Raw genomic sequence first — 22,228 nt, 5'->3', positions numbered from 1 at the left:
GTACTGCTCACCAACCAGGTGCACAACCTGAACCGCATGCGCAAAAGGCCGGCCGAAGCAGACTCAGGGCGACATGCGGTCCAGTTAAAAGCGTCCCCTCCATCAAACCTTGATAGATCATGGATAATAAATTAAGAATCACCCATTAAAATATCAAAAATACCATCAATTAATAAACGAAAAATCAAAATAAAAAACGCACTTATAGGATGAAAATCTTGGAAAGAAATATTATCTTAGAATTACTCTCGGGACAGATCGTCCCTGGTCCGGCGTGGAGGAAAAAGAGCTTCCGTGCAAAGTTCTTGCTTCGCCTTATTTTATACTATTCATCGACTAAAAAATCACTATCCATTTTAACTCTACAGAGTGAGTTGAAATCGATGCTATATAATCAAGACACATTCCCGTGTAAAACGCACCGGCAATACCTGACGCGCAACCTCAATGCCAAACAACGTGCATCGGCAATTGTCAGCCATTACCGGTATGTGTCCTCTCTCAGTAACAAAGCACTGTCCAGCGCGCTGATATCACGAGAAGAAACGATTTTGGCGGAATTCACCGGCAGAGAGAAGGCTCGTTTTACCATTTCGGCCTCTTGTGCGCACAAAGCAGAACGCGAGGGCGAGTCAACGCTATGGTTGCGTGGCGACAATAAAGAACTGCTCGCCAGCGCGACCTTTTCTGCCGTGTCCGAGAGGGCCGAATGGCATTTCGTCATTGGTGGCCTGCAAGGTCCTGGACGACATGTCCCCCATGAGACCATCAAAGAAGCTACGCGCGCTCTGTCGGGTATTTTCCCCAAACGTGTTTTGATAGAGTTTATTAGCCACCTTGCTGATCTCACCGCGGTGCGCGCTATTTATGGCGTCAGCGATAATGGACACGTTTTTCGCTCACTGCGGTATCGAATGAGTAAAGGCCGACATTTGCATGCAAGTTACGACGATTTCTGGTCGTTAATCGGTGGGGTAAAACAGAATTCGTGGCGCTGGCAGCTGCCCTTGACGTTTGAAAGAAAATCATTGGAACATATACCCAGTAAAAAGCGGGCGGAGTATCGCCGACGTTTTCAGATCATAGACGATATAGCAGAGCAAGTTCGCACGCTTAATGCGACTAACCTCTACGCGAAAATCGCTTAATGAAGCTATCATGATCATTCTTGGGACAGTTTTTTGAGTCAAATATCCCGTACATTGCCCCCCAATCGCAGGGAAAACCAGTTGCCATCCTTCTGTCGGCCAGCGCTACAGCACATCGACGCGTCGTCACACGATAAGACGCTTTGCCCACAATGCGACATGCTGGTGGCGCTGCCGCCGCTGGCCTATGGCAGCAAAGCGGTATGCCCGCGCTGCAAAACCACGCTCAGCACCCGCTGGGACGAACCGCGCAAGCGGCCGATCGGTTACGCGCTCAGCGCCTTGTTCATGCTGGTACTGGCCAACATTTTCCCGTTTATCAACATGCGCGTCGCCGGCCTCGGCAACGAAATCCGGCTGATTCAAATTCCGGAGGTCATGGTGGCGGAAGACTACGCCAGCATGGCCACCTTGTTTATGGTGTTCGTGCAGCTGATCCCGGCGTTTTGCATGGTGGCGATCGTTCTGCTGTGCGCCAAAGTGCGCTTGCCGCTGGGGCTCAAAGCGTGGATGGCCCGGGTGCTGTTCCAGTTCAAAACCTGGTGCATGGTGGAAATTTTCCTCGCCGGGGTGCTGGTCAGCTTCGTCAAGCTGATGGCCTACGGCGATATCGGCATCGGCAGCAGCTTCGTACCTTATTGCCTGTTTTGCCTGCTGCAGGTGCGCGCCTTCCAGTGCGTGGATCGGCGCTGGCTGTGGCAGGACATCGAACCGGCACCGCGTCTCGATCGCCCGCTGACGGTGGGGCGCACCGGCATGCGCCAGAGCGTGCGCTCCTGCGCCTGCTGCACGGCGATCCTGCCGGCCAATCAGGTGCGCTGCCCGCGCTGCCACACCAACGGCTACGTGCGCCGCCGCCACAGCCTGCAGTGGACGCTGGCGCTGCTGGTGACCTCCATCATGCTGTATATCCCGGCCAACCTGATGCCGATCATGGTGACCGAGGCGCTGGGCAACAAGATGAATTCCACCATCATGGCGGGGGTGGTCCTGCTGTGGGGGAGCGGCTCTTATCCGGTGGCGATGGTGATTTTCATCGCCAGTATCATGGTGCCGTCGCTGAAAATGCTGGCGATCGGCTGGTTATGCTGGGATGCCAACGGCAGGAAGAAGCCGCGTGCCGACAGCGAGCGGATGCACCTGATTTATGAAGTGGTCGAGTTCGTTGGCCGCTGGTCAATGATCGACGTGTTTGTGATCGCTGTATTGTCGGCGCTGGTGCGAATGGGGCAGTTGATGAGCATTTATCCTGCGACGGGCGCCGTGCTGTTCGCGCTGGTGGTGATCCTCACCATGTTCGCCGCCATGACATTTGATCCCCGGCTGACCTGGGATCGCGCAAGTGAAACAATCAACAAGGAGCCGCAAGGTGACGGAAAATAATCATAGCGTCGCAGACGTTGAGAAGATCAAACGCTGGTCGCCGGTGTGGATCATTCCCATCGTGACCGCGCTGATCGGCGCCTGGATCCTGTTTTACCACTTCAGCCATCAGGGGCCGGTGGTGACGCTGGTCACCACGACGGCGGAAGGGCTGGAAGCGGGTAAAACCAAAATCAAAAGCCGTAGCGTGGACGTCGGCGTGGTGGAAACCGTCACGCTGAGCGATGATCTGAGCAAGGTGATGGTGCAGGCGCGTCTCAATGCCGGCATGGAGAAACTGCTGCGTCAGGACTCCGCCTTCTGGGTGGTGAAGCCGCAGATCGGCCGTGAAGGCGTTTCCGGGCTGGGCACGCTGCTGTCCGGCGCCTATATCGAACTGCAGCCGGGCAGCAAGGGCAAAGACGGCAAAGACAACTATCAGCTGCTCGATGCGCCGCCGCTCGCCTCCCCGGACGCCAAGGGGCTGCGCATCGTGCTGGACAGCGAGAAATCGGGCCAGCTCAACGCCGGCGACCCGGTGCTGTTCCGCGGCTATCGCGTCGGGTCGGTGGAAACCAGCTACTTCGATCCTAAAGAACGCGCCATGCGCTATCAGCTGTTCATCACCGCGCCTTACGACCAGCTGGTCACCACCAACGTACGCTTCTGGAAAGACAGCGGCGTGGCGTTCGACATGTCGGCGCAGGGCATGCGGGTGGAGATGGGCTCGTTGACCACGCTGTTCAGCGGCGGCGTCAGCTTCGACGTGCCGGACGGCTGGGATCGCGGTGAACCGGCGAAAGAGAAGGCAGAGTACCGGCTGTTCGACAACCAGCGCAGCACGCAGGATTCGCTGTATACCGTGTATAAGAATTACCTGCTGTTCTTCTCCGATTCGGTACGCGGCCTGCAGCCGGGCGCCCCGGTCGAGTTCCGCGGCATCCGCCTGGGCACGGTAGCGCAGGTGCCGTTCTATAAAGAGGGCATGGCACAGCGCCTGGATAACGACTACCGCATTCCGGTGCTGATCCGCATCGAGCCGGATCGCTTCCAGAAACAGCTGGGCGGCAACTTCGATATTGAAGGGCACTTGAAAAACGCGGAATCGCGCGGCATGCGCGCCTCGATGAAGTCCGCCAACCTGCTGACCGGTTCGCTGTATATCGATCTCGACTTCTATCCGCAGGAAAAACCGTGGAAAGGGCCGCGCGAGCTGTTCGGTTATCCGCTGATGCCGACCACCAGCGGCGGGCTGGCGCAGATCCAGCAGAAACTGATGCAGACGCTGGACAAGATCAACGCGATGCCGATCAATCCGATGATCAACGAAGCGACCAAGACGCTGGCGGAAAGTCAGAAAACCATGAAGTCGACGCAGCAGACCATGAAGTCGCTGAACGACATCATCGCCAGTAAAGAGATGCAGGCGCTGCCGCAGGACATGCAAAAAACGCTGCTGGAGCTGAACCGCAGCATGAAAGGGTTCCAGCCAGGTTCACCGGCTTACAACAAGATGGTGGGCGATATGCAGCGCCTCGACCAGGTGTTGCGTGAGCTGCAACCGGTGCTGCGCACCCTGAATGAGAAGAGCAACGCGCTGGTGTTTGAAGCCGCCGGCAGCACTGACCCTCAGCCGAAGAAGGCCACGAAATGATGAAATGGATCCCGGTAGCCCTGGCGCTGTTGCTCAGCGCCTGCAGCAGTTCGCCACAGAAGACCTACTATCAGTTGCCGGCGCTGGGGGCGCCGGCCACGGCCGGCAGCAGCGGCGCTTCCACGCGCCAGCTGTGGCTGGAGCACGTGAGCGTGGCGGATTATCTGGCGCAGAGCGGTGTGGTGTATCAGACCAACGACGTACAGTATGTGATAGCCCAGAACAACCTGTGGGCCAGCCCGCTTGACCAGCAGCTGCAGCAAACGCTGGTCACCAACCTGAGCAGCGCGCTGCCGGGCTGGGTGGTTTCTTCGCAGCCGATGAGCAGCGATCAGGATGTGCTGAACGTGACCATCAGCGGTTTCCATGGCCGCTTTGACGGCAAGGCGATCGTTCGCGGCGAGTGGGTGCTGAACCGCCAGGGGCGCTTGATCAAACGGCCTTTCAGCCTGGAGTTGAAACAGGGTGAGGACGGCTATGATGCCCTGGTGCGCACGCTGGCGCAGGGCTGGCAGCAGGAAGCTCAGGCTATCGCCAAGGTGTTGTCCCCCTGAAATGGCACTCAACAGCCATAATGCGCCGGTGACGGCTTATGGTGATGGGATCAGATTCGGGATTAGGCCTGTTGACGACGCACCAGAATAAAATAAAAAGTACAAAAAGTTCCCATCCTACTTGGGAACTTTTTGATAAAAAATAACAGCATGACGACAGTCATTACCGCTGGCGCTCACAGCGTTGCCCATGCAAAAAAACTTTATGGCCGCCAAGAGCATCAGAGCATTATCAGAACTGATATAGATATAAGGTTTTAGATATTATTCTCGTCTGATAAGCGCAACCTCATGCATATCAGACACTGAAACGTTCACGTTTATTGCATTGTGACGAGTTCAACGACGCCATTTATAACAAACTGAACCCCCATACAGACCAGCAGGAATCCCATCACTCGGGAAATAGCATCGATTCCCGATGTTCCTACAAGCTTCATAACACCCAGTGACGCCCGCAGAGATACCCATAAAATCAGAGAAATGGCTATCGCAATCAGGGGGGGCGCGGTATAGGCGACCCATAAATCCAGATGCGATGTTTCAGCGCTGAATGTCGACGCGGCACTGATCAACATAGCAATGGTACCCGGGCCTGCCGTACTGGGCATTGCCAAGGGGATAAATGCTATATTTTTGCTTTTTCCCTTCTCGCCGCTTTGAGACTTATTCACATCCTGCGGAAACAGCATGTTAAACCCAATAAAGGCAACGATCATTCCACCTGCAATTCGTAATCCCGGAATGGATATGCCAAAGGTATTAATAACAGCCTTACCGGCATACCATGCAACCATCATAATCACAAAGACATAGAAAGCCGCCATCGCTGACTGCTTCTTTTTTTCTTGTTCAGACATGTCGCCTGAAAGCCCAAGAAAAAGAGCTACAGTGGTCAATGGGTTTACCAGCGGCAGCAATAAAACCAACCCTAGCCCAATAAGTTTAAATAACTCAAACATCTGCCTACCTCCTTTTTAAGACTCCCCCGGAGTTATCTCCGGGGGTAAGTTCTATCGAGACTTCTCCCACTGCAGAACGGCGCTGATGGCAGCCGGCAATACCGTCAGGGTAAATAGGGTGGCAACGAATAACCCGCCAATAATGGCATAGGCCATAGGCCCCCAAAATACCTGATGCGCGATAGGTATCATCCCTAATATTGCTGCACAAGCCGTCAAGAGTATCGGTCTGGAGCGATGCAGTGACGCCTCGACGATCGCCTCAGTATTATCCGCACCTTGCGCCCTGTTTATTTCCACTTCTTCAATAAGGATCACGGCATTGCGGATAATCATCCCCGCCAACGCAATCACGCCAAGAAGCGCGACAAACCCCATCGGCGTTCCGGTAGGTAACATGGCAGCGACAACGCCAATCAAACCGAAGGGGGCAATCAACAGCGCCAGCATCATGCGTGAGAAACTACGCAACTGCACCATCAGCAAGATCAGCATCACCAATAGGGTCACTGGCAGAACCGCGAATACTGAACGGTTGCCTTTCATGGCTTCAATGACGCTTCCCCCCTCGGTAATATGATATCCCGGCGGTAAATTTTTGCGCAATTCATCGACCACAGGCGCCAAACTCTTGGATACGCCGGACGCATTCAGCCCTGGCGCAATATCCATTTGCACCGTAATGAAAGGCTCTCGTTGCCGCCGCCACTGAATAGGTTCGGCCAACGTATAGCCTATCGTTGCGATCTGCTTTAATGGCACCACGCGCCCATCGGCCGTCGTTAATTGCAAATCCGCGACGGTTTCAATGTCTCTCCGCGTGTTTTCCGAAGCTCGCAGCACCACGTTAACCTGACGATTTCTGTCTCTGATCGTCGTTACAGCGGACCCCGAATACATTTCAGCAAGAGCGCTTGCGACATCCTGAGAGCTTAATCCCAAGGCTCTCGCTTCCGTCTGATTAAGCGTTATATAGAGTTCTCGTTGTGGTTCTCCCGCAGTAAGGTTGACCTCTCTTGTCTGCGGGTTGTCGCCGAATTTCGCCGCCAACTCCATGGATATCTCACGGATTTTGGTCAGATCCGGGCCGGAAACGCGATATTTCAACGGCCAACCTACCGGGGGCCCCAGCTCCAACGGCGAAGCACGCGTAACAAGATGGCCGAAATCTTTTTGCAGAATTTTTTCAAGCCTGGACTTCACGGCGTCACGCTCTTCAAGTCCCTTGGTAACCACGACCAATTGAGCGATATTTTCGTTATCAAGCAACAGGTCCATCGGCAAATAAAACCGCACGGCACCCGATCCAACGTACGTCGTAAAATGATCAATATCGGGATCCTTCTTGAGGATTTCCTCCAAGCGAATGGCTTCCCTCGCCGTATCTTCCAGCACGGCATTTCTCGGCAGAGTCAGGCTGACGAGCAACTCCGGCCTGTCAGAAGCGGGGAAAAACTCCTCTTCCATGTGTGAGGATCCGATAAAAGAAATGGCCAGCAACAGAACCGCCACGATGCAGGTCATCCCTCGGCGCTTAAGGATATATCGCAATGCACTTTCGTACTTTTGCATGACTTTACCTTTACCGTGGGCGTGTTCCTTCATCACCTTAGGTAAAAGCCACACGCCTATCAGCGGTGAAAAAAGTACGGCAACAATCCAGGAGTTGATGAGTGAAATCAGCACCACCATGAACAGAGAATAACAGTACTCCCCCGCACTCGACGTTGCGAAACCGACCGGGATAAAACCGGCGATCATGACCAATGTGCCGGTCAGCATCGGGAAAGCCGTCGTCGTCCAGGCTTTTGTCGCCGCCTTTTTGACAGGGTCTCCCTTCTCCAGGCGCGACATCATGATCTCTACAGTGATCATGGCATCATCGACCAGCAACCCCAGCGCAATAATTAACGCGCCGAGTGAGATACGCTGTATGCCTATGCCGGCAATTTCCATGCCGATAAACGTCATGGCCAGCACCAGCGGAATGGATGCTGCAACCACTAACCCGGCACGAGTGCCTAATGACAAGAAAGACACAGCCAGCACAATGACGACCGCCTCAAGGAGCACTTTCATAAAGCTCCCCACCGCGTCATGCACCACCGTCGACTGATCGGCCACTTTCAGCACGTTGATACCCGCAGGCAAGCGGCTGGAGATATCATCCATCTTTTCGTTAAGCGCTTTGCCGAAATCCAGCATATTGCCTGTCGGGGCCATGGAGATGGCCAGGCCAATCGCCGACTCCCCGTTAACCCTGAAGGCCGGCGTCGGCGGATCGACCGCCTCGCGAGAGATAGTCGCAATATCCGTCAGAGGAACGAATTTATCCTGAATATGCAGTGTCAGCTGTTTGAGGCTTTCTTCCGATGCGAAAGCGCCGCTGACTCTCAACATGACTTTATCTTTGTCTGTTCTGATTTCTCCGGCCGGAGTCACGGCGTTTTGCGCGCTGATGGCGTTTTTGATTTGGTCGAGCGTCAGCCCCATGCCCGCGATTTTCTGCGGTGAAAATGATAAGATGACCTGCTCTTCTTTTACGCCCAGCAGGTTCACTTTCCCGACGTCTGGCAGCGTTAAGACGTCCGTGCGAACTTTATCAACCAGATCGCGCAGTTCGCGCTCGCTGAATCCTTCACGCGTAAAGCCATAGATGGTGCCGTAGGTATCATCAAATTCATCGTTGACGGCAGGTGAACTGACGCCGGCAGGCAGCTGAGGGGAAACGTCCTTGATTTTTTTCCTGACCGTATACCACAGTTCCTTCACTTTCTCCGGCGGCGTATTATCACGCAGATAGATAAAAATAACCGACTCGCCGGGCCGGCTGTAACTCTCCAAATAATCAAGATAAGGAACTTCCTGAAGTTTCTTCTCCAACGGATCGGTCACGAAATTGACGGTATCCTCCACAGAGGCCCCAGGCCAACTCGCGGAAACCACCGCCGTTTTAATGGTAAACGCCGGATCTTCATTGCGCGGCAAGTTGTAATAGCTCATCACCCCGGCAATGGTGAGAACCAACATAAAAAAGGCAACCAGTTGCTGATTGGCAAGCGCCCAGGCAGACAGGTTAAACTTCTCGCGTTCAGAGGCATTCATCAGAATTTATCCTCCAAACTCACTTTCTCCCCTGGCCGTAACTTGCTCACGCCGGCGATCACCACCTTGTCACCAGGTTTGAGGCCATCAGCAATAAACACGTCCTCAGAGCTATAGCGAATAACGTTAACTTTGCGCAATGCCAAGGTTAATGTATCCGGTTGAACGATTAAAACGGCAGGATCCGCACCATCACGGGTCATCGCAGACGCCGGCAGAACAAACGCTGCCTGCCCCGGGATCACGATACTTCCCTGCACCGTCGCGCCCAAAGCCATTTTCTCTGGAGGGTTCGACAGCGAGACTCTGACTCGCCAGGTGCGCGTCTGCTTATCCGCCTGTGGATTCACATCTCGGATCACGCCCTCAGTCACGACGGAAGGATCGGAAAGCAGCGCAATCTTGACTTTATTATCGGACAGATTGCTGTACAAAATTGCTTCTGGAACGTCAAATACGGCATCCACTCCCTGATTGAGTGAGAGCGTCACGACCCCCTGCCCTGCGCTGACAGTTTGTCCAGGATTCAGATTAACCGAAGTCACTACGCCATCTGAAGGCGCAACGAGACGGGTATAACCCAATTGCTCCTGAGCGATTTTCAAATTCGATTGAGCAGAGACGCGTTTTGCCGCCGCGACTTCAAGATTGACCCGCGCTTCATCAACCTGAGCCTGCGCGATAGCACCGGTTTTGAGCAATGATTGCAGCCTTCTGAAATTGAGAGCAGCCAGACGCTCTGAAGAAACGGCACCGGCCAGTTCGGCCTGCGCACTGCGCACCTGATTCTCGTTATTTCTGGGCTCCAACGTCGCGATCGTTTGCCCCGCCTTTAATTTGTCCCCCCACATCGACCGGCCGGCTGAGGATCCGGCCGTCAATGCGAAACGAGAGCTGAGATTCCTCATGGGGGCGAATTTCTCCGGTATGCTTTATTAAGACTCCGCCAACCGGATTATCGACGGCAAGCGTCCGTACGGGACGTGTAGGCACCTCTTCTGTCTTTGCTTTATCATCACACCCCACCAAAAACACAAACACGGGAATAATAAAGAGTTTCCAGTTTTGAAATAGGGACACGCTCTTGACCGCACTTTTTAACCTGAAAAAACCAACTGACATAAGACATTCTCCTGATAGTCTGTTGAAGAATTAAACCTTTTTTATGTGTAGATTAAATCCATGATTATTCAAGAAACCATCAAGATTCTATTTTCATTGGCAGAATGAGTAGAAGCAGCATCCCACCTTCAGGATGATTCTGAGCACTGAGACTGCCGCCGTGCCCGCGGCTTATCGCCATGGCGATAGAGAGGCCGAGTCCACTCCCTCCCAAATTTCTCGATCGAGAACGCTCTTCCCGGGAAAAGCGCTCGAACATCAAGGGTAAAAAAGCTTCACTGACGCCCGGCCCATAATCGCGAAAACCGACGATAACCTTATCATCAGCATGGTTAACAGTGATGGTCAATTTCTTGCCGGAATGCGCGTAACGAATTGCATTTTTTATAAGAATCGTAACAACTTGCCCAATTCTGAACGGATCGGCGTAGACGAATACGGGAGCAGGACATTCAAATTCAATCGTGAAATCCTCCTGCGAAACTTCAGCCTTTAGCCATTGTAAACGCTCCTGAATCAAATCACACAGATTCACATGGTATTTTTCTAGTGATAAGGCCCCGGCTTGTGACAAGGACAGCGTTTGAAGATCATCAATAAGGCGATTAAGGCTTGCCAAGGGCTGCATGACCAGATTTAACTGATGCTTGTCCGGCTCGAACACGCCATCCATAATTCCCTGAAGGCGTGCGATTGAAGCCGTCAACGGCGAGCGTAATTCATGCGCCATAGCGATATGAGAAGCACGTAACTCCCCTTCATAATAAGTCAGTTTTTTGGTCATCTCATTGAAATCGTGAGTTAGAGTAAGAAGTTCTTCCGGCGCTTTATCTTCTAATTTTGCTTGCACAGAGAAATCCCCCTCAGTGACTTTTCTCGCGGCAGCGACCAGGTAGGAAAATTGCTTCGCCAACGGCCGCGACATATAGAGCCCCAGTAAGACCATGAGAGGTATAGCGACGACCACCAAAATAGCCAGCATAATCCAATCCCCCGAGGTGATAGACGGATTAGCAAAGTCAATGCCATACCAATAGTGAAAAAGGCTATAAAACCTGTACAAATCTTCATTGGGATTATTAAGCAAGTGCAGGAATTCCTTTCGGATATCCACCGGCATTTCATGATATAGAACCCAGGTGCTATAAATGGCATAGCGCAACCACATACAGAGTGCAATAATAACAACCACACCGACAGATTGAGAAATTACCCTCACGCAAATCCACTTCCAAAGCGAAACTCTTTTGCTTTTATTATTCATTTATTCCAATACCTGTAGCCCATCGCTCTAACGGTCAGCAGTACATCCTCCACCCCTACCGAATTGAGTTTTTTGCGCAAGTTATAAATATGCGTATCGACAACCCGCTCAAATGCATCACTTTCCGGCAAACACATATTTAACAATGTTTGGCGGGAAAACGCTCTTTTTGGCGCACGCATTAGCACAGATAACAGTAAGAACTCAGTCGGTGTAAGATCCACTGCAATTTTAACGCTTTCGGCGTGGCAAACGTGAACCAGCATCGCCTCTTCATCAAGTTGTACCGGGCCACAAATAATAAGTTCGGATTTTATATTTAATGCAGTCGCTCTTCTCAGCACGGCATGAACCCGAGCAACGACCTCACCCGGGTTGTAGGGTTTCACGATGTAATCATCAACGCCGTGCCTCAACGAGGAGATCTTATCCTGAATCTCGCCGATTGCCGTCACCATGATGACCGGCACATCGCTCTTTCTACGCACACGTGCCAATATTTCATTGCCATTTATTCCCGGCAGCATGACGTCTAATAAAACCAAGTCAGGTTGCCAGGAAAAAACCATCTCTAGCCCTTTAACACCATCGCCGACTTTGGCAACGGCAAAGCACTCTCTTTTTAGATAAGCTTCCAGGACTTCTGCAGCATGCATATCGTCCTCGATGATTAAAATTCTTTTTTCTGCCATATATTAACCTGCTATTCAGTCACGCTAACCAAGTGAAAAATATAATAAGCTTAGCACTTTTTTATTTAAAGAATAAACAAAAAACTAAGATAGTACATATCAGGCGGTTAAAAATAAAGTCAGCACGACTTCATTCAAAATCAGCCCGACAAAGAAGGCAATACAATAACATTAAAATTCAAATGGTTACAAACGAAACACCATAAACCCCAAAATAAAAAGAACAGAAATTGACAACATCTTGACAAAGTTAAGCAATAATCGAGATTTCAATAGCGCCAACAGGTGAAGATATAGGGAGTCGATGCAATGGAAATGAGCAAAGTTGAACAATCAAGAATATTTATTAATAGCGTTATCAATCTGTTGGAAATGCATCTCAGGCAACCGGTAAACATCATCAACCTGATTGATAAAACTGGATATTCCAGATGGTATGTTCAACGTAAGTTCTGCGCTTTGGCCGGTATATCGATGAAGTCTTACATCAGATCAAGGAAAATGACAGAGGCGGCGAAAATGATTTTATCTACAGACAGGAAGATCATAGATATTGCACTTGAATATGGTTATCTGGAACAGCAGGCTTTCTGTCGCATCTTTAAAAACCACTATGGCGTTTCCCCTACGATGTTTCGCAAAATGAATAAGCCACGTGAGGATATTTGGATATCGGCGAAAACGGTGCTTTTAAAACTCACAAACGATAGGAAATAAAATCGAGGACTTAACGAGGTTACAACATGTTGTCAGCGATGAAGAGCAACAGGATATGATTCATCAGCGCATGTTTATAATAAAAGGCCAAACACCCCATTATTTTTATTTAAAAAATCTTTTTCCGAACTACAATCAACGACATTTTCTGTCGCCAGCCAAACACAATCTTATTCGCTTAGTCCCAACCCGTTAGAATTCTTTTGCTTTCTCGAATGTCTGGGATATTGAGATGGTGCCATAATAGGAGTTAATTTAATAAATTAACCGACTGATATTATAAAGTTTATTTATCATAAAAACATTATGTACCCGTAAAGATACCCATCCAATAGGTTTCAATCCCTATACGGGAGCGAAACCTACTTACACGCCTCAATCGCTGCCAGTAATTCCCGCTCACAGCCGATCCGCTGGTGACGCTCCGCGCGCAGCGCTCGCATCTGCATATCGATGGGCGCGCCAATAGGTAACTGGCCAACCGCGAACGCCGGGCGCGCAACGTCTGCTGTTTTGCACGGCACCGAGATCGGGACTTTCACTTCAACATAGGACGGTGCCGGCGGCGTATCTGCGCACCCAGCCAGCAGCATCACGGCTAATAAACATAGGTTTTTTATTTAGCACGCTCCCGGCGCAGCTCTTCGTCAAACGCAGCAGATGCGCCGGCGCACACCTCTCCTGTGGTTCGCTCGGCCATAACTGCGTTAGCCCTCTCATAGTCGCCCTGCGCCTCCCTACGGGCTTTATCCTGCTCTGCCTTGGCCTTGGCTTCTCGTTCTGCATCTGCGAGCCGCAGCGCCTCAATGCCAGCGTTCTGGTTATCAATCATCGCCGCCTGCTGCCTGCCAGTATCGCGGCATTGCGTCAGCGCCTGGTTGAGACGGTCAATCGTTGGCTGGTAGTGTCGCCCAGCCAGGCGCCAGCAGGATCACCACCGCAGATGTTATTTTGCCAGACATAGTTCGCACTCCTTGTCACAGCGGATCACCAGGCCGTTGAGCTTTACGCCGCCGGCGTATACCCAGCGCGGGAACTGCTCGCAGGCGGCTACCTTTTCATCCTGGCGGAACAGCCGGAACATCGTCGATTTCTGCATCGTCGCGCAGCCGACATTAAACGTGATGCTCACCGCCGCATCGAACGCCCCCCTGTGGCGGCCTGTCGCCAGCTGCGTAGCGGTTTACACACTGCTCGGCGGCCAGGATGTTCTTTTGCCAGTCCGCGGCGATTTGCTGATCGGTTTTGCGCATACTAGGGTTAACGCCGTGCGTGTTGCCGATCCCGTCAGTCCACACGTCCGCAGGGCATTTGTATGGGTCCCTGCGACAGCCCTCAGCATTGCCGATCAGCTCCAGGCCGGCGCGACTGGTTTTTACCTCACCGCTCGAAAGCACCAGGCCGATGATCACCATCACAGAACAGACGGCACCGGCTGCGCCAGTCTTTTTAGATATGCTCACACCTCCCCCTCCCCGCCGGGCAACCGCGTGTACTGGTCCGCCTCGTCAACCGAGGCGCCAGCCCTGGCGCTACGCTTCCCTAAATAGTCCTCATAGAGCGCCGTTCGGCGCTCTTCCTGCTTGCGTTTCGCCCTGGCATCAATTCGCCCAAACACAAACGAGAGCACAGAAACCAGCACGCCTATGGCGCCGAATGCGATATAATAAGATCCTGCGTGGTTATGCCCGCCGCAGATGCAATTGCGGCCAACCAGGCGAAAAACTGTGTCACGATATTTACCGGTTGCTGGTCATTCATTTTCATCCCCCCCCCCCCCCCCCCCCGCAAGGGCTCCTAACGTTGATAGCCCCCCCAAGTTATACCTCGTACATATTCGAAATCCTGACTATCACCGGCATTTCAGGGGTGCTTTTGTCATCCCATAACGCTTCGCTAGGCTGAGCTGTTTGATATCTAGACCCATGCCCATTACATCGACCACGCGTTCTGGAAGATGTAAATAAACGGGGGTGCAAGCCCTGTTTAATCCTTACTATTTTTGTGATACTATGCCTTGAAAAATTCAGATTAATTCCTATGGACAGATGGGCAGATGGACAGCAAAGCTAAAAATTTTAGGTTAATGCTCACGCTCGCGGTCTCAGTTATCGCTATAGCAATATACAATTCGATTTTTTACCCTGGCTACCTGACTCCAGATAGCGCTTACATTTTGTACCAAACAAACGGAATAGCTCCCCTCAGCAACTGGCATCCAATCTTCATCACCCGCCTATGGGGCGTTTTTTATGACGTATTCAAAAGTGCCGGAGGTATTTGGAGCATACAAATACTTCTCCTTGTTTTATCTGCCACCTTCATGTCATTGAAAATTAAAAGCACTACTATTGGCATTTTGTTTCTTGTGCTAACATTGTTTTACCCGCCAATCATGACAAATATGGGTGCTCTATGGAAAGATGATTTCGCAGCAATATTCACATTAATAAGTTATGCACTCCTAATAAGTTACTGCAATAAGAAAACAAAGTGCAACTTATCGTTACTAATTGCATCATGTATTCTTGTTTCTCTAACAAGAATTGATTACTTTATAGTGATATTACCGTTTATGTTAGCGGCGACCTTTTCCATAGATTATCTAAACACCAAAAAAGCATTTACAAGGTTTTCTTACTACGTGTTAATAGTATTAACATCAGTTTTTATCATAAACAAAACGCTTAGTGTTGGCATTGAAAAGAAACTGAATCCATGGGTGACTATAGCAGCATGGGACATCGTGGGTATTGAGCAAAGATCTGGAGAGAAAGATCTTAGTTCCATTTATAACTGCAATACATCAGACCCTCTGGTATGGGGTGACACAAAAAGGTTCTCAGTTAATCTACCCGAAGGTGACTATGTAACTCCAGTGAAAGAAGAAAGTTCATACTTCTTTAAACTATGGTTTAGCAGCATTATAAAACATCCTGTGTCATACGTTGAACATCGCATGTGCGTGGCAAAAGTATTTTTGGGATTTGATACGCCATCAGTACATTACCCTTATCCTGCCCCAATATTTAATAACTATAACTTTAGCCAAAAGTCAGATAGAAGCAACCTTAACTTGGACGTTTATTGGTTCTTTGATGCAAGTTCATCATCACCAATGTTCAGATACTGGTATTATCTTGTGGTTGTAATATTTATTACATTAGCGATGAATGCCATGAGGAAATTCTCCATAGTCAATAACGCTCTATCAGCAAGCATCTTACTTGAAGCTCTGCGCGTTCTTGTTCTCCCTGCAGCAGATTTCAGGTATGGTATATGGATTGTTTTCGGGACATTAACTTTAATATTTGTATCGATAGATAAAATTATCAATAAGAGGGATGATTGCTAAATGAAGTACAGAAATCTAAACGTTGCATTGGTCGTGCCGTGCTATAACGAAGAGCAAACAGTAGCCACAGTTGTTCGAGATTTTAAACAGGCAATGCCAGAGATTAAAGTGTACGTCTTTGACAATATGTCATCTGATGACACAAAGACAGAGGCGGAAAAAGCAGGTGCAAAAGTTATATCCGTAAATCAAAAAGGCAAAGGTAACGTCGTTCGTCGTATCTTCGCAGATGTTGATGCTGATATTTATGTGATGGTTGATGGTGATGCAACCTACGAGGCATCCGCAGTTCATAAGCTAGTAGACAAGTTAATTGATGAAAACTTGGATATGGTTGTTGGATGCAGGAAAGTAACTGAAGACAATGCGAGAAAAGCATACCGACACGGACATCAGTTGGGTAATAAGGCGTTAACTCAAAGCGTAACACACATCTTTGGCGGAAACTTTACAGATATGTTATCGGGATACAGAGCATTTACAAGACGCTACGCGAAGTCTTTCCCAGCCCTGGCAACTGGGTTTGAAACTGAAACAGAACTAACAGTACATGCTTTAGAGTTACGTATGCCGTATGGAGAAGTAAACACTGCGTATGGTGAGCGACCAGAAGGGTCAACAAGCAAGTTATCAACTTATAAAGATGGCTATCGGATATTGAAAACCATCATGCGATTGTTTATGCGCGAACGCCCGATGTGGTTCTTCGGTATAATATCAGCGATGTTCTGCATACTATCTGTTGTCCTGTCTCTACCGGTACTTTTTGAATATATCGATTCAGGAACAGTTCCGAGACTTCCAACCGCTGTTCTTTCAGCAACGCTGATGCTAGCGAGTTTCTTATCGATATTCTGTGGACTTATACTCGATAGTGTCACTGTCGGTCGTCATGAAAGCAAACGGCTTGCATATCTTTCCGTACGAACAAATAAAGACCATGAATAAGTTACTGAAAGAATCTCTCAGATTTAGCGCTGTTGGCGCGGTTGGATTCATTGTCGATACCGCAGTACTTTATGTATTTAAAAGTTCGCTGGGCCTGTACTACGCTAGGCTGCTATCGTTCATGTTCGCCGTTGTAACAACATGGGTTCTTAATAGAAATTTTACTTTCGATGCTACTAGATATAAGAATAAAAGCCTGTGGCTTGAGTTTATCCATTACCTATCTCTGATGTCTATTGGCGGTATTATAAACATAGTTACATATTCATCATCTGTCATGGCAAGCGTATACATCGGTGAAAGGCCGATTATAGGTGTTGCAATCGGCAGTGTAGCAGGTATGTCTTTTAATTTTCTAAGTTCTAAAATTTTTATATACATCGATAAAGATAAGTAAAATGGCGGGGATACCCCGCCATAGTCTAATCAATAACTGCCAATTTTCTTATTACGCCTGTGGCGTCTTTAATCTCTATGCACCCACTGATTGAACCACTGCCCGACGTTACACGCCCGAAAGAAACATACCCATTCCCTTTAGGGATAATGTATATATTAGCATTATCCCCCGGTGAATTTGCCCTAATGTACGCTTCACCAAATGTATTACCTTCAATTATTATAAATGCCGATGCGGAGTTTTCATTATACGGTACAACTAAAGCCCCGCCATTTTTACCACCTATTTTAGTTTGACCATCAGGGGTTACAAAAATAGAACTGCGTTCTTCACCATCCGAATCCCACTGGCAACCAATTACTAAAGGATATGTTGGCCCACCGGAAGAACCGGCATGAATTTGGAACTTACCTAATGTATAAGCACCTAATGTTAAGTTTTCTTCAAAACCGGCGCCAGAAACTTTCTGCAATCTGACCACAGACGCAATGTCATCTACCGTTGTTTTTATTAAGTACGACACTTCACCCTGTTCATTCGGCACTGTAAGTAACTTAATAGTGTTATTTTCCGGAAGAGCAGCAGCACGGTAAGCTTTTCCGTTAATGAATACTGCGTATTCATCTTTATCCGTGCGTACGAAAGGGTCGCCCGAGATACGCGTCAGGACATCACCTGAGACAAAACCAACACCAGACATAATTACACCTGTTGTCTGGTATGGTTTTTCTTCTGTGGCTAGGAAAGAAACCGCTGTACTATTAACCTCTGTAACATGCACTACTGTATCGCTAACATATACAGAAACCCGATAAGTTAAACCCGCCCAATAAATGCGGCTTAGTAACATTGTCGGTGTAAACTTCTCGCCAGAAACCCATTCGACTCTGTCAGTACCTGCAATAGTTCTAAGCCTCCCCGAAACGCTTGAAGGCTGCACTGAAAACTCTATAGAAGACCCAAATTCAGAAGGTTGCATCGTAGTCCAAGAGCCATTGTCTTCAGGGAACATTACATTGCCAGCTACGCCATCCGCTGGCTCTGCGCCACCTATTTGCAAGCCAAGAAGACCATGCCCCGAACTTCCAAATCTATACTTGGACTTATATTGCCGAACCTCGCCCACACCATGCGAAACAGAACCATCTTGGTGATGTCTATGGATAACTGCGCCTAACATTTTTCCAACACCGATAATGTTTACAGGCTCTTCGAAAATGAAAACCCTACCAGCACAATCAATATCTGAAGGAATCCCATAGTCACCAGGTGGAACCAATACCCATTTAGATGCAGGGGTAGAAATGTGAGCTTGTTCAAAACCATCCCCAAAATCTTTCACGCTAACAAATTGGGAATTGAAATCATGCTGGGTTCTCGCAACGCTGCCGATGTAGGGCTGCTTAACTGTGATTAATGCGTCCCCTTGACCATCTTCCGAACTAGCAAGTTCAAGAAGTACATCGGCGGCACTCCCGTTTTCTGGAGGTAGTGACACTGGCTGCCCATCGTTGTTAAAACCTAGTATTTTGTTTGCGCGAAGTGCGGCCGACGGAATAGCTTCAACATAACTCTCAGGAACCCGCAACGTGCGTCCAAGATTAATATTACCAACCTGATCCACATATTTTTTTGTTGTGGCATCTTGCGACTCTATTGGATCGCCCAGATTTTCGATCCGGTACCCCTTAGCATTAAACGGGCCACCGAGCAGCGGGCGAGTAAGCGCCAGACCAAGATAGATAAACGCCTGCTGAATGGCCATCCACAAACGATCGAAATCCTTGTTTACGGTATCAGCGAGCAGATCGCCGTTGTCCTGGTAGTCGGTCAGACGGTATGTAGGGACCGCGCGCTCAAGCATAACGGTAACGCCATTCGCAGGAGACGTCAGGAAAGTAACTTCACCGCCATCAACGTTACCAACGCCGGAAATAGTATAGCCGGAAGTGATTACCGAGCCGTTGAGGGATACAGCCAAATCACCATCATTCAGCAGATAAAATTCGTAGGGGAATACAGTTGTCAGGCCATTGGCCGTGTGAATATTGTACGGGGTCTGATTAGGTACTGACATAAGGCAGCCTCGGTTTTAATAGTCTACTGCGGCCTCATGATCGCCATTTGTTGGCTGCCAATGTTCCCGCGTCTGCACATTCGAAATCTTGACTAACTTACCGATACGCACTGGAGTCTGACCAATAGCGCCGGCGCCAGAGTCGATATAGTCGTCTTGATTGGTAAGCTCTGGGTTGAAGTCCCGCATTTGGTCGTACATCAGGCCGTCCAGCACGTCGACATCCGCCCATAGGAACTTGGACTACAGCGGCGCTTCAAAGGCGTCCAGAATGCTCTTCTGCTTGTTAGTAATGGAGAACTCTTCCGATACGCCGCAACCGGTACCCTTCAGCGCCTGGCGCAGTAGTTTTGGCGCAAAACCGCCGGGGCCGTTAACTTCGACGACTACCCGAGGGATTTGGTATTTCACCACCAGGTCTCGGATTTGGATAACCTGACCACCGATGATTTTGTCGTGTTCGTCAAAATCTGCCAGGTCACCGACCAGCCCCTCGCATTTGTGCCAATAGAGGTGGCCGCGTACATCGGTCAACATAAGGGTGAAGGCGCTGGCGTCAGACTTGATCTTACCCAGGGCAACATCCCAGTAAGCTGTAGCCCCGATAATCTGCGTGCTGCCCAGCCACATAGAGCAGCCGCCATTAGCAAAACGCACCTCAGGCTGTACGGCGTAAGCGCGGATGCGGTCAGGGTTAAGACGAACATCACCCACCGGTTTGCTGTGAAGTTGATACTGGCTATCCCAGGCATTGACCGTACGCGTTTTCTTCCGACGCTTTTCCATCTCTTCCCGATCGAAGCGTTCCGGCCATTCGCAATCGGCATAGCAATCGACCAGCACGTCAGGCGGTGCGGCGAACTCGATACCGGTGTCCGTAAGGCGGTAATCTTTCCCCTCGACCAGCAGGCGGGCGCCCTTGTGGATACCAGTGAAAACGTATTCCGGTCGGAAGGGTAAACGGTAGGCTTTTTTCTGGTTCATCGCGCTTTACCGGGGAACGCTGCTTTGATTTTCAGGAAGAAGTAAGCGTTATCCCGGTATCCATAGGCCATCCGCTTCATCACTTTTATCTTATTGTTCATCCCTTCCAGCACGCTGGTATTCAACCTGTGTCTGGCACTCGCGATGATGCCACCGGCATACCCTTTCAGTTTCTCGGCGAAGTGTTGCAACGCCTTGATTCCGCTTTCCTGAGACTGCCTGTACCAGCTTACCCAGCGTCTCTGCGCCTCTTGTTCACTCGGGGCGTACCACAGTTCTTTCAGCGCTGTTTTCATCAGCCAGACCACATTCAACGGCTGATTCGCCTCCAGCAACTCCGTGAGCTTTACCTCATGCCCTTCGGGCAGGTTTTCGGGGTTGCGCAGCAGCAGCCAGCGGCTGCGTTTGATGACCTGACGCGATTTTGGGTTATCACGGAGTTGATTGGCCTGGTCGACGCGGACCCGGTCGATAACCTCCCGGCCATACTTTGCCACCACATGGAACAAGTCATAGACCACTTCCGCCTGCGGGCAGTGATGCCTGACCTCCAGGTCTAACGCCGTATTCATATCCATGGCGACAGACTGGATAGCGGCACAGCCTTCAGCGCCCAGCCAGACGAAGAAGGGGCGGAAGGCCGCTCTGCTGCGGCCTTCGCCCACCCACAACACTTGTTGCGTATCCGCATCCATCACCACGGTGGCATAACGATGTCCTTTGAACAGGGCGAACTCATCCATCACCAGACGGCGGAGGGTATGGCGCTGCGGCTCTGTCCGTTCCCGCAGCAGACGCCGGTAGTCGATATTCTTGACCGTATGCCAGTGCAGGCCGGTGAGTTGTGCAACGTGCTTAATCGGCAGTAAACGGACCAGTGACTCAACCCATACGGATAGTGTCGTGGTATATCTCTGGCGTTCAGGCAACCAGCTGATTTTTTCGGTGGTGACCCCGCAATGGGGGCAACACAGGCGCCGGACGGGGACGTTGAGCCAGACGACCCAATCGAGCAGCTGGCGTTCACGCACTCGGCGGAAGGAAACATCATGCACAACAGGCACCCGCCGTTCACAGCGCCGGCAACAGGGCATGACGGCAGAATCAGGCTGGAGCTGGATAAGCAGGGAGTTGGCAGAAGGATGCGAGAAGGAATTGACGATAAAGCCTTCCCAGAACAGGGAGCAAAGGTTAGCATTCATAGTGACGGCAGTTTTGAAGGTTTAGGGTGTGTTTTGGCGAATACAAACCTAAACGTTCTGACTGCCGTTTTCTATTGGTTCACGCTAAAGCGCGATGAACCTTTTTAAAGGCCTCCAAAATGTCACTGGCGTAGCCCGCCGACCAGCGAGGGGATCTAAACTCGTGCCATTCAGCTGCTATCTCGCGAAACGTGATCGCCTGCGCGGCCGCAGTAGCCGCGCCGTAGTTCTTCGCCCTCACCGGATCTATACCGGCGGCTACATTCTGGCGGGCTTCGTCACGCTTCAACCTGGCGGCGGCCAAGGAAACCGCCGGGTAGACCCCGAGCGCCAGCATCTTTTCTTTGCTTGCAAAGGTGTAGCGGAAACGCCAGTACTTGGCGCCATTACTTTTTACGAGCAAAAATAGCCCGTTGCCGTCGGTAAGCTTATAGTCCTTCTCACCTGGTTTGGCGGTTTCAACCTGTCGCGCGTTGAGTTTCATAGGTACCCGTTATCGAATCTGGATACCCGGGTTTTTACCCGTTTAGGACGCGGATTGCAACGGAAATAGACGGACAACCACGGACAGGGAAAACATTAAAACCTAATAAAATCATCATTTTTTGGAGATGCACGGAACTATATGGAGGGTTTAGCGGTGCCGATAATAGGAGTCGAACCTACGACCTTCGCATTACCG

Annotated in this window: 17 protein-coding genes and 3 pseudogenes; 8 read left to right on the top strand and 12 right to left on the bottom strand. The window is 50.3% G+C overall.

All coding sequences use genetic code 11. The features are described 5' to 3' along the window. Nucleotides 1–209: 209 nt before the first annotated feature. The 4 genes from C3F38_RS06835 to pqiC all read left to right on the top strand — a co-directional run bounded on the left by C3F38_RS06835 (nt 210) and on the right by pqiC (nt 4,718). Nucleotides 210–1,148, top strand: coding sequence for a VirK/YbjX family protein (locus C3F38_RS06835; protein ID WP_048232775.1), 939 nt, complete (start codon nt 210–212; stop codon nt 1,146–1,148). Nucleotides 1,149–1,307: 159 nt separating this feature from the next. After that, the gene (gene pqiA, locus C3F38_RS06830; protein WP_057523889.1) at nt 1,308–2,531 is read left to right on the top strand and encodes a membrane integrity-associated transporter subunit PqiA; all 1,224 of its coding nucleotides are present in this window, start codon (nt 1,308–1,310) and stop codon (nt 2,529–2,531) included. After that, the gene (pqiB, locus tag C3F38_RS06825) at nt 2,518–4,164 is read left to right on the top strand and encodes an intermembrane transport protein PqiB (RefSeq protein ID WP_057523887.1); all 1,647 of its coding nucleotides are present in this window, start codon (nt 2,518–2,520) and stop codon (nt 4,162–4,164) included. Before pqiA ends, pqiB begins: the two co-directional genes overlap by 14 nt. Further along, the gene (pqiC, locus tag C3F38_RS06820; protein ID WP_060435475.1) at nt 4,161–4,718 is read left to right on the top strand and encodes a membrane integrity-associated transporter subunit PqiC; all 558 of its coding nucleotides are present in this window, start codon (nt 4,161–4,163) and stop codon (nt 4,716–4,718) included. The genes pqiB and pqiC overlap by 4 nt, the downstream gene beginning before the upstream one ends. Before the next feature lie 320 nt (nt 4,719–5,038). Here the strand turns inward: pqiC and C3F38_RS06815 are convergent, their stop codons facing one another. The 6 genes from C3F38_RS06815 to C3F38_RS06795 all read right to left on the bottom strand — a co-directional run bounded on the left by C3F38_RS06815 (nt 5,039) and on the right by C3F38_RS06795 (nt 11,863). Continuing rightward, the gene (locus tag C3F38_RS06815; RefSeq protein ID WP_038871283.1) at nt 5,039–5,680 is read right to left on the bottom strand and encodes a MarC family NAAT transporter; all 642 of its coding nucleotides are present in this window, start codon (nt 5,678–5,680) and stop codon (nt 5,039–5,041) included. Nucleotides 5,681–5,731: 51 nt separating this feature from the next. Continuing rightward, nucleotides 5,732–8,785 (bottom strand): efflux RND transporter permease subunit, encoded by a 3,054-nt coding sequence (locus tag C3F38_RS06810; RefSeq protein ID WP_060435477.1) that lies wholly within the window; start codon nt 8,783–8,785, stop codon nt 5,732–5,734. Continuing rightward, nucleotides 8,785–9,594 (bottom strand): efflux RND transporter periplasmic adaptor subunit, encoded by an 810-nt coding sequence (locus C3F38_RS06805; protein ID WP_233211746.1) that lies wholly within the window; start codon nt 9,592–9,594, stop codon nt 8,785–8,787. The genes C3F38_RS06810 and C3F38_RS06805 overlap by 1 nt, the downstream gene beginning before the upstream one ends. Continuing rightward, entirely contained in the window at nt 9,578–9,907 is a 330-nt protein-coding gene (locus C3F38_RS26520; RefSeq protein ID WP_233211745.1) for a hypothetical protein, read from the bottom strand. Before C3F38_RS26520 ends, C3F38_RS06805 begins: the two co-directional genes overlap by 17 nt. A 79-nt stretch (nt 9,908–9,986) precedes the next feature. Then, entirely contained in the window at nt 9,987–11,171 is a 1,185-nt protein-coding gene (locus C3F38_RS06800) for an ATP-binding protein (RefSeq protein WP_055317680.1), read from the bottom strand. Then, nucleotides 11,168–11,863 (bottom strand): response regulator, encoded by a 696-nt coding sequence (locus tag C3F38_RS06795; protein ID WP_055317681.1) that lies wholly within the window; start codon nt 11,861–11,863, stop codon nt 11,168–11,170. The genes C3F38_RS06800 and C3F38_RS06795 overlap by 4 nt, the downstream gene beginning before the upstream one ends. Before the next feature lie 309 nt (nt 11,864–12,172). Here C3F38_RS06795 and C3F38_RS06790 point away from each other — a divergent pair, with 309 nt between their 5' ends. Beyond that, nucleotides 12,173–12,580, top strand: a complete 408-nt coding sequence (locus C3F38_RS06790) for a helix-turn-helix domain-containing protein (RefSeq protein ID WP_055312056.1) — start codon at nt 12,173–12,175, stop codon at nt 12,578–12,580. Nucleotides 12,581–13,196: 616 nt separating this feature from the next. Here C3F38_RS06790 and C3F38_RS06780 read toward each other — a convergent pair. Both C3F38_RS06780 and C3F38_RS06775 read right to left on the bottom strand, forming a co-directional pair. Continuing rightward, nucleotides 13,197–13,412, bottom strand: a complete 216-nt coding sequence (locus C3F38_RS06780; RefSeq protein ID WP_055317682.1) for a hypothetical protein — start codon at nt 13,410–13,412, stop codon at nt 13,197–13,199. A gap of 114 nt (nt 13,413–13,526) precedes the next feature. Beyond that, a pseudogene (locus tag C3F38_RS06775) lies at nt 13,527–13,995 on the bottom strand (lysozyme). 641 nt (nt 13,996–14,636) lie between these two features. Here C3F38_RS06775 and C3F38_RS06765 point away from each other — a divergent pair. From C3F38_RS06765 to C3F38_RS06755, 3 genes are read left to right on the top strand one after another with little or no spacing between them, the layout of a single operon-like run. After that, entirely contained in the window at nt 14,637–15,935 is a 1,299-nt protein-coding gene (locus C3F38_RS06765; protein WP_055317685.1) for a hypothetical protein, read from the top strand. After that, nucleotides 15,936–16,883: a glycosyltransferase gene (locus tag C3F38_RS06760; RefSeq protein WP_103767544.1), complete on the top strand. Its 948-nt coding sequence runs from the start codon at nt 15,936–15,938 to the stop codon at nt 16,881–16,883. After that, nucleotides 16,876–17,280 (top strand): GtrA family protein, encoded by a 405-nt coding sequence (locus tag C3F38_RS06755; RefSeq protein ID WP_103767543.1) that lies wholly within the window; start codon nt 16,876–16,878, stop codon nt 17,278–17,280. Before C3F38_RS06760 ends, C3F38_RS06755 begins: the two co-directional genes overlap by 8 nt. 25 nt (nt 17,281–17,305) lie before the next feature. On the opposite strand, the gene C3F38_RS06750 is transcribed toward C3F38_RS06755, so the two are convergent. The 4 genes and pseudogenes from C3F38_RS06750 to C3F38_RS06735 all read right to left on the bottom strand — a co-directional run. After that, nucleotides 17,306–19,360 carry a phage tail fiber protein gene (locus tag C3F38_RS06750; RefSeq protein WP_071934042.1) on the bottom strand — a complete coding sequence of 685 codons (2,055 nt, stop codon included), beginning with the start codon at nt 19,358–19,360 and terminating at the stop codon, nt 17,306–17,308. Between the two features lie 15 nt (nt 19,361–19,375). Next, a pseudogene (locus tag C3F38_RS26365) lies at nt 19,376–20,326 on the bottom strand (transcriptional regulator); the annotation flags it as partial. A gap of 14 nt (nt 20,327–20,340) precedes the next feature. After that, nucleotides 20,341–21,546: an ISL3 family transposase gene (locus C3F38_RS06740; RefSeq protein ID WP_071934051.1), complete on the bottom strand. Its 1,206-nt coding sequence runs from the start codon at nt 21,544–21,546 to the stop codon at nt 20,341–20,343. A 100-nt stretch (nt 21,547–21,646) separates the two neighbouring features. After that, nucleotides 21,647–22,030: pseudogene (locus C3F38_RS06735) on the bottom strand (Arm DNA-binding domain-containing protein); the annotation flags it as partial. Nucleotides 22,031–22,228 lie beyond the last annotated feature (198 nt).

Source organism: Serratia sp. SSNIH1, from assembly GCF_002935055.1.
In the GTDB taxonomy this organism is placed as follows: domain Bacteria; phylum Pseudomonadota; class Gammaproteobacteria; order Enterobacterales; family Enterobacteriaceae; genus Serratia; species Serratia nevei.
The sequence above is the reverse complement of the archived record's forward strand: the minus strand, read 5'-3'. Positions and strand labels throughout refer to the sequence as shown.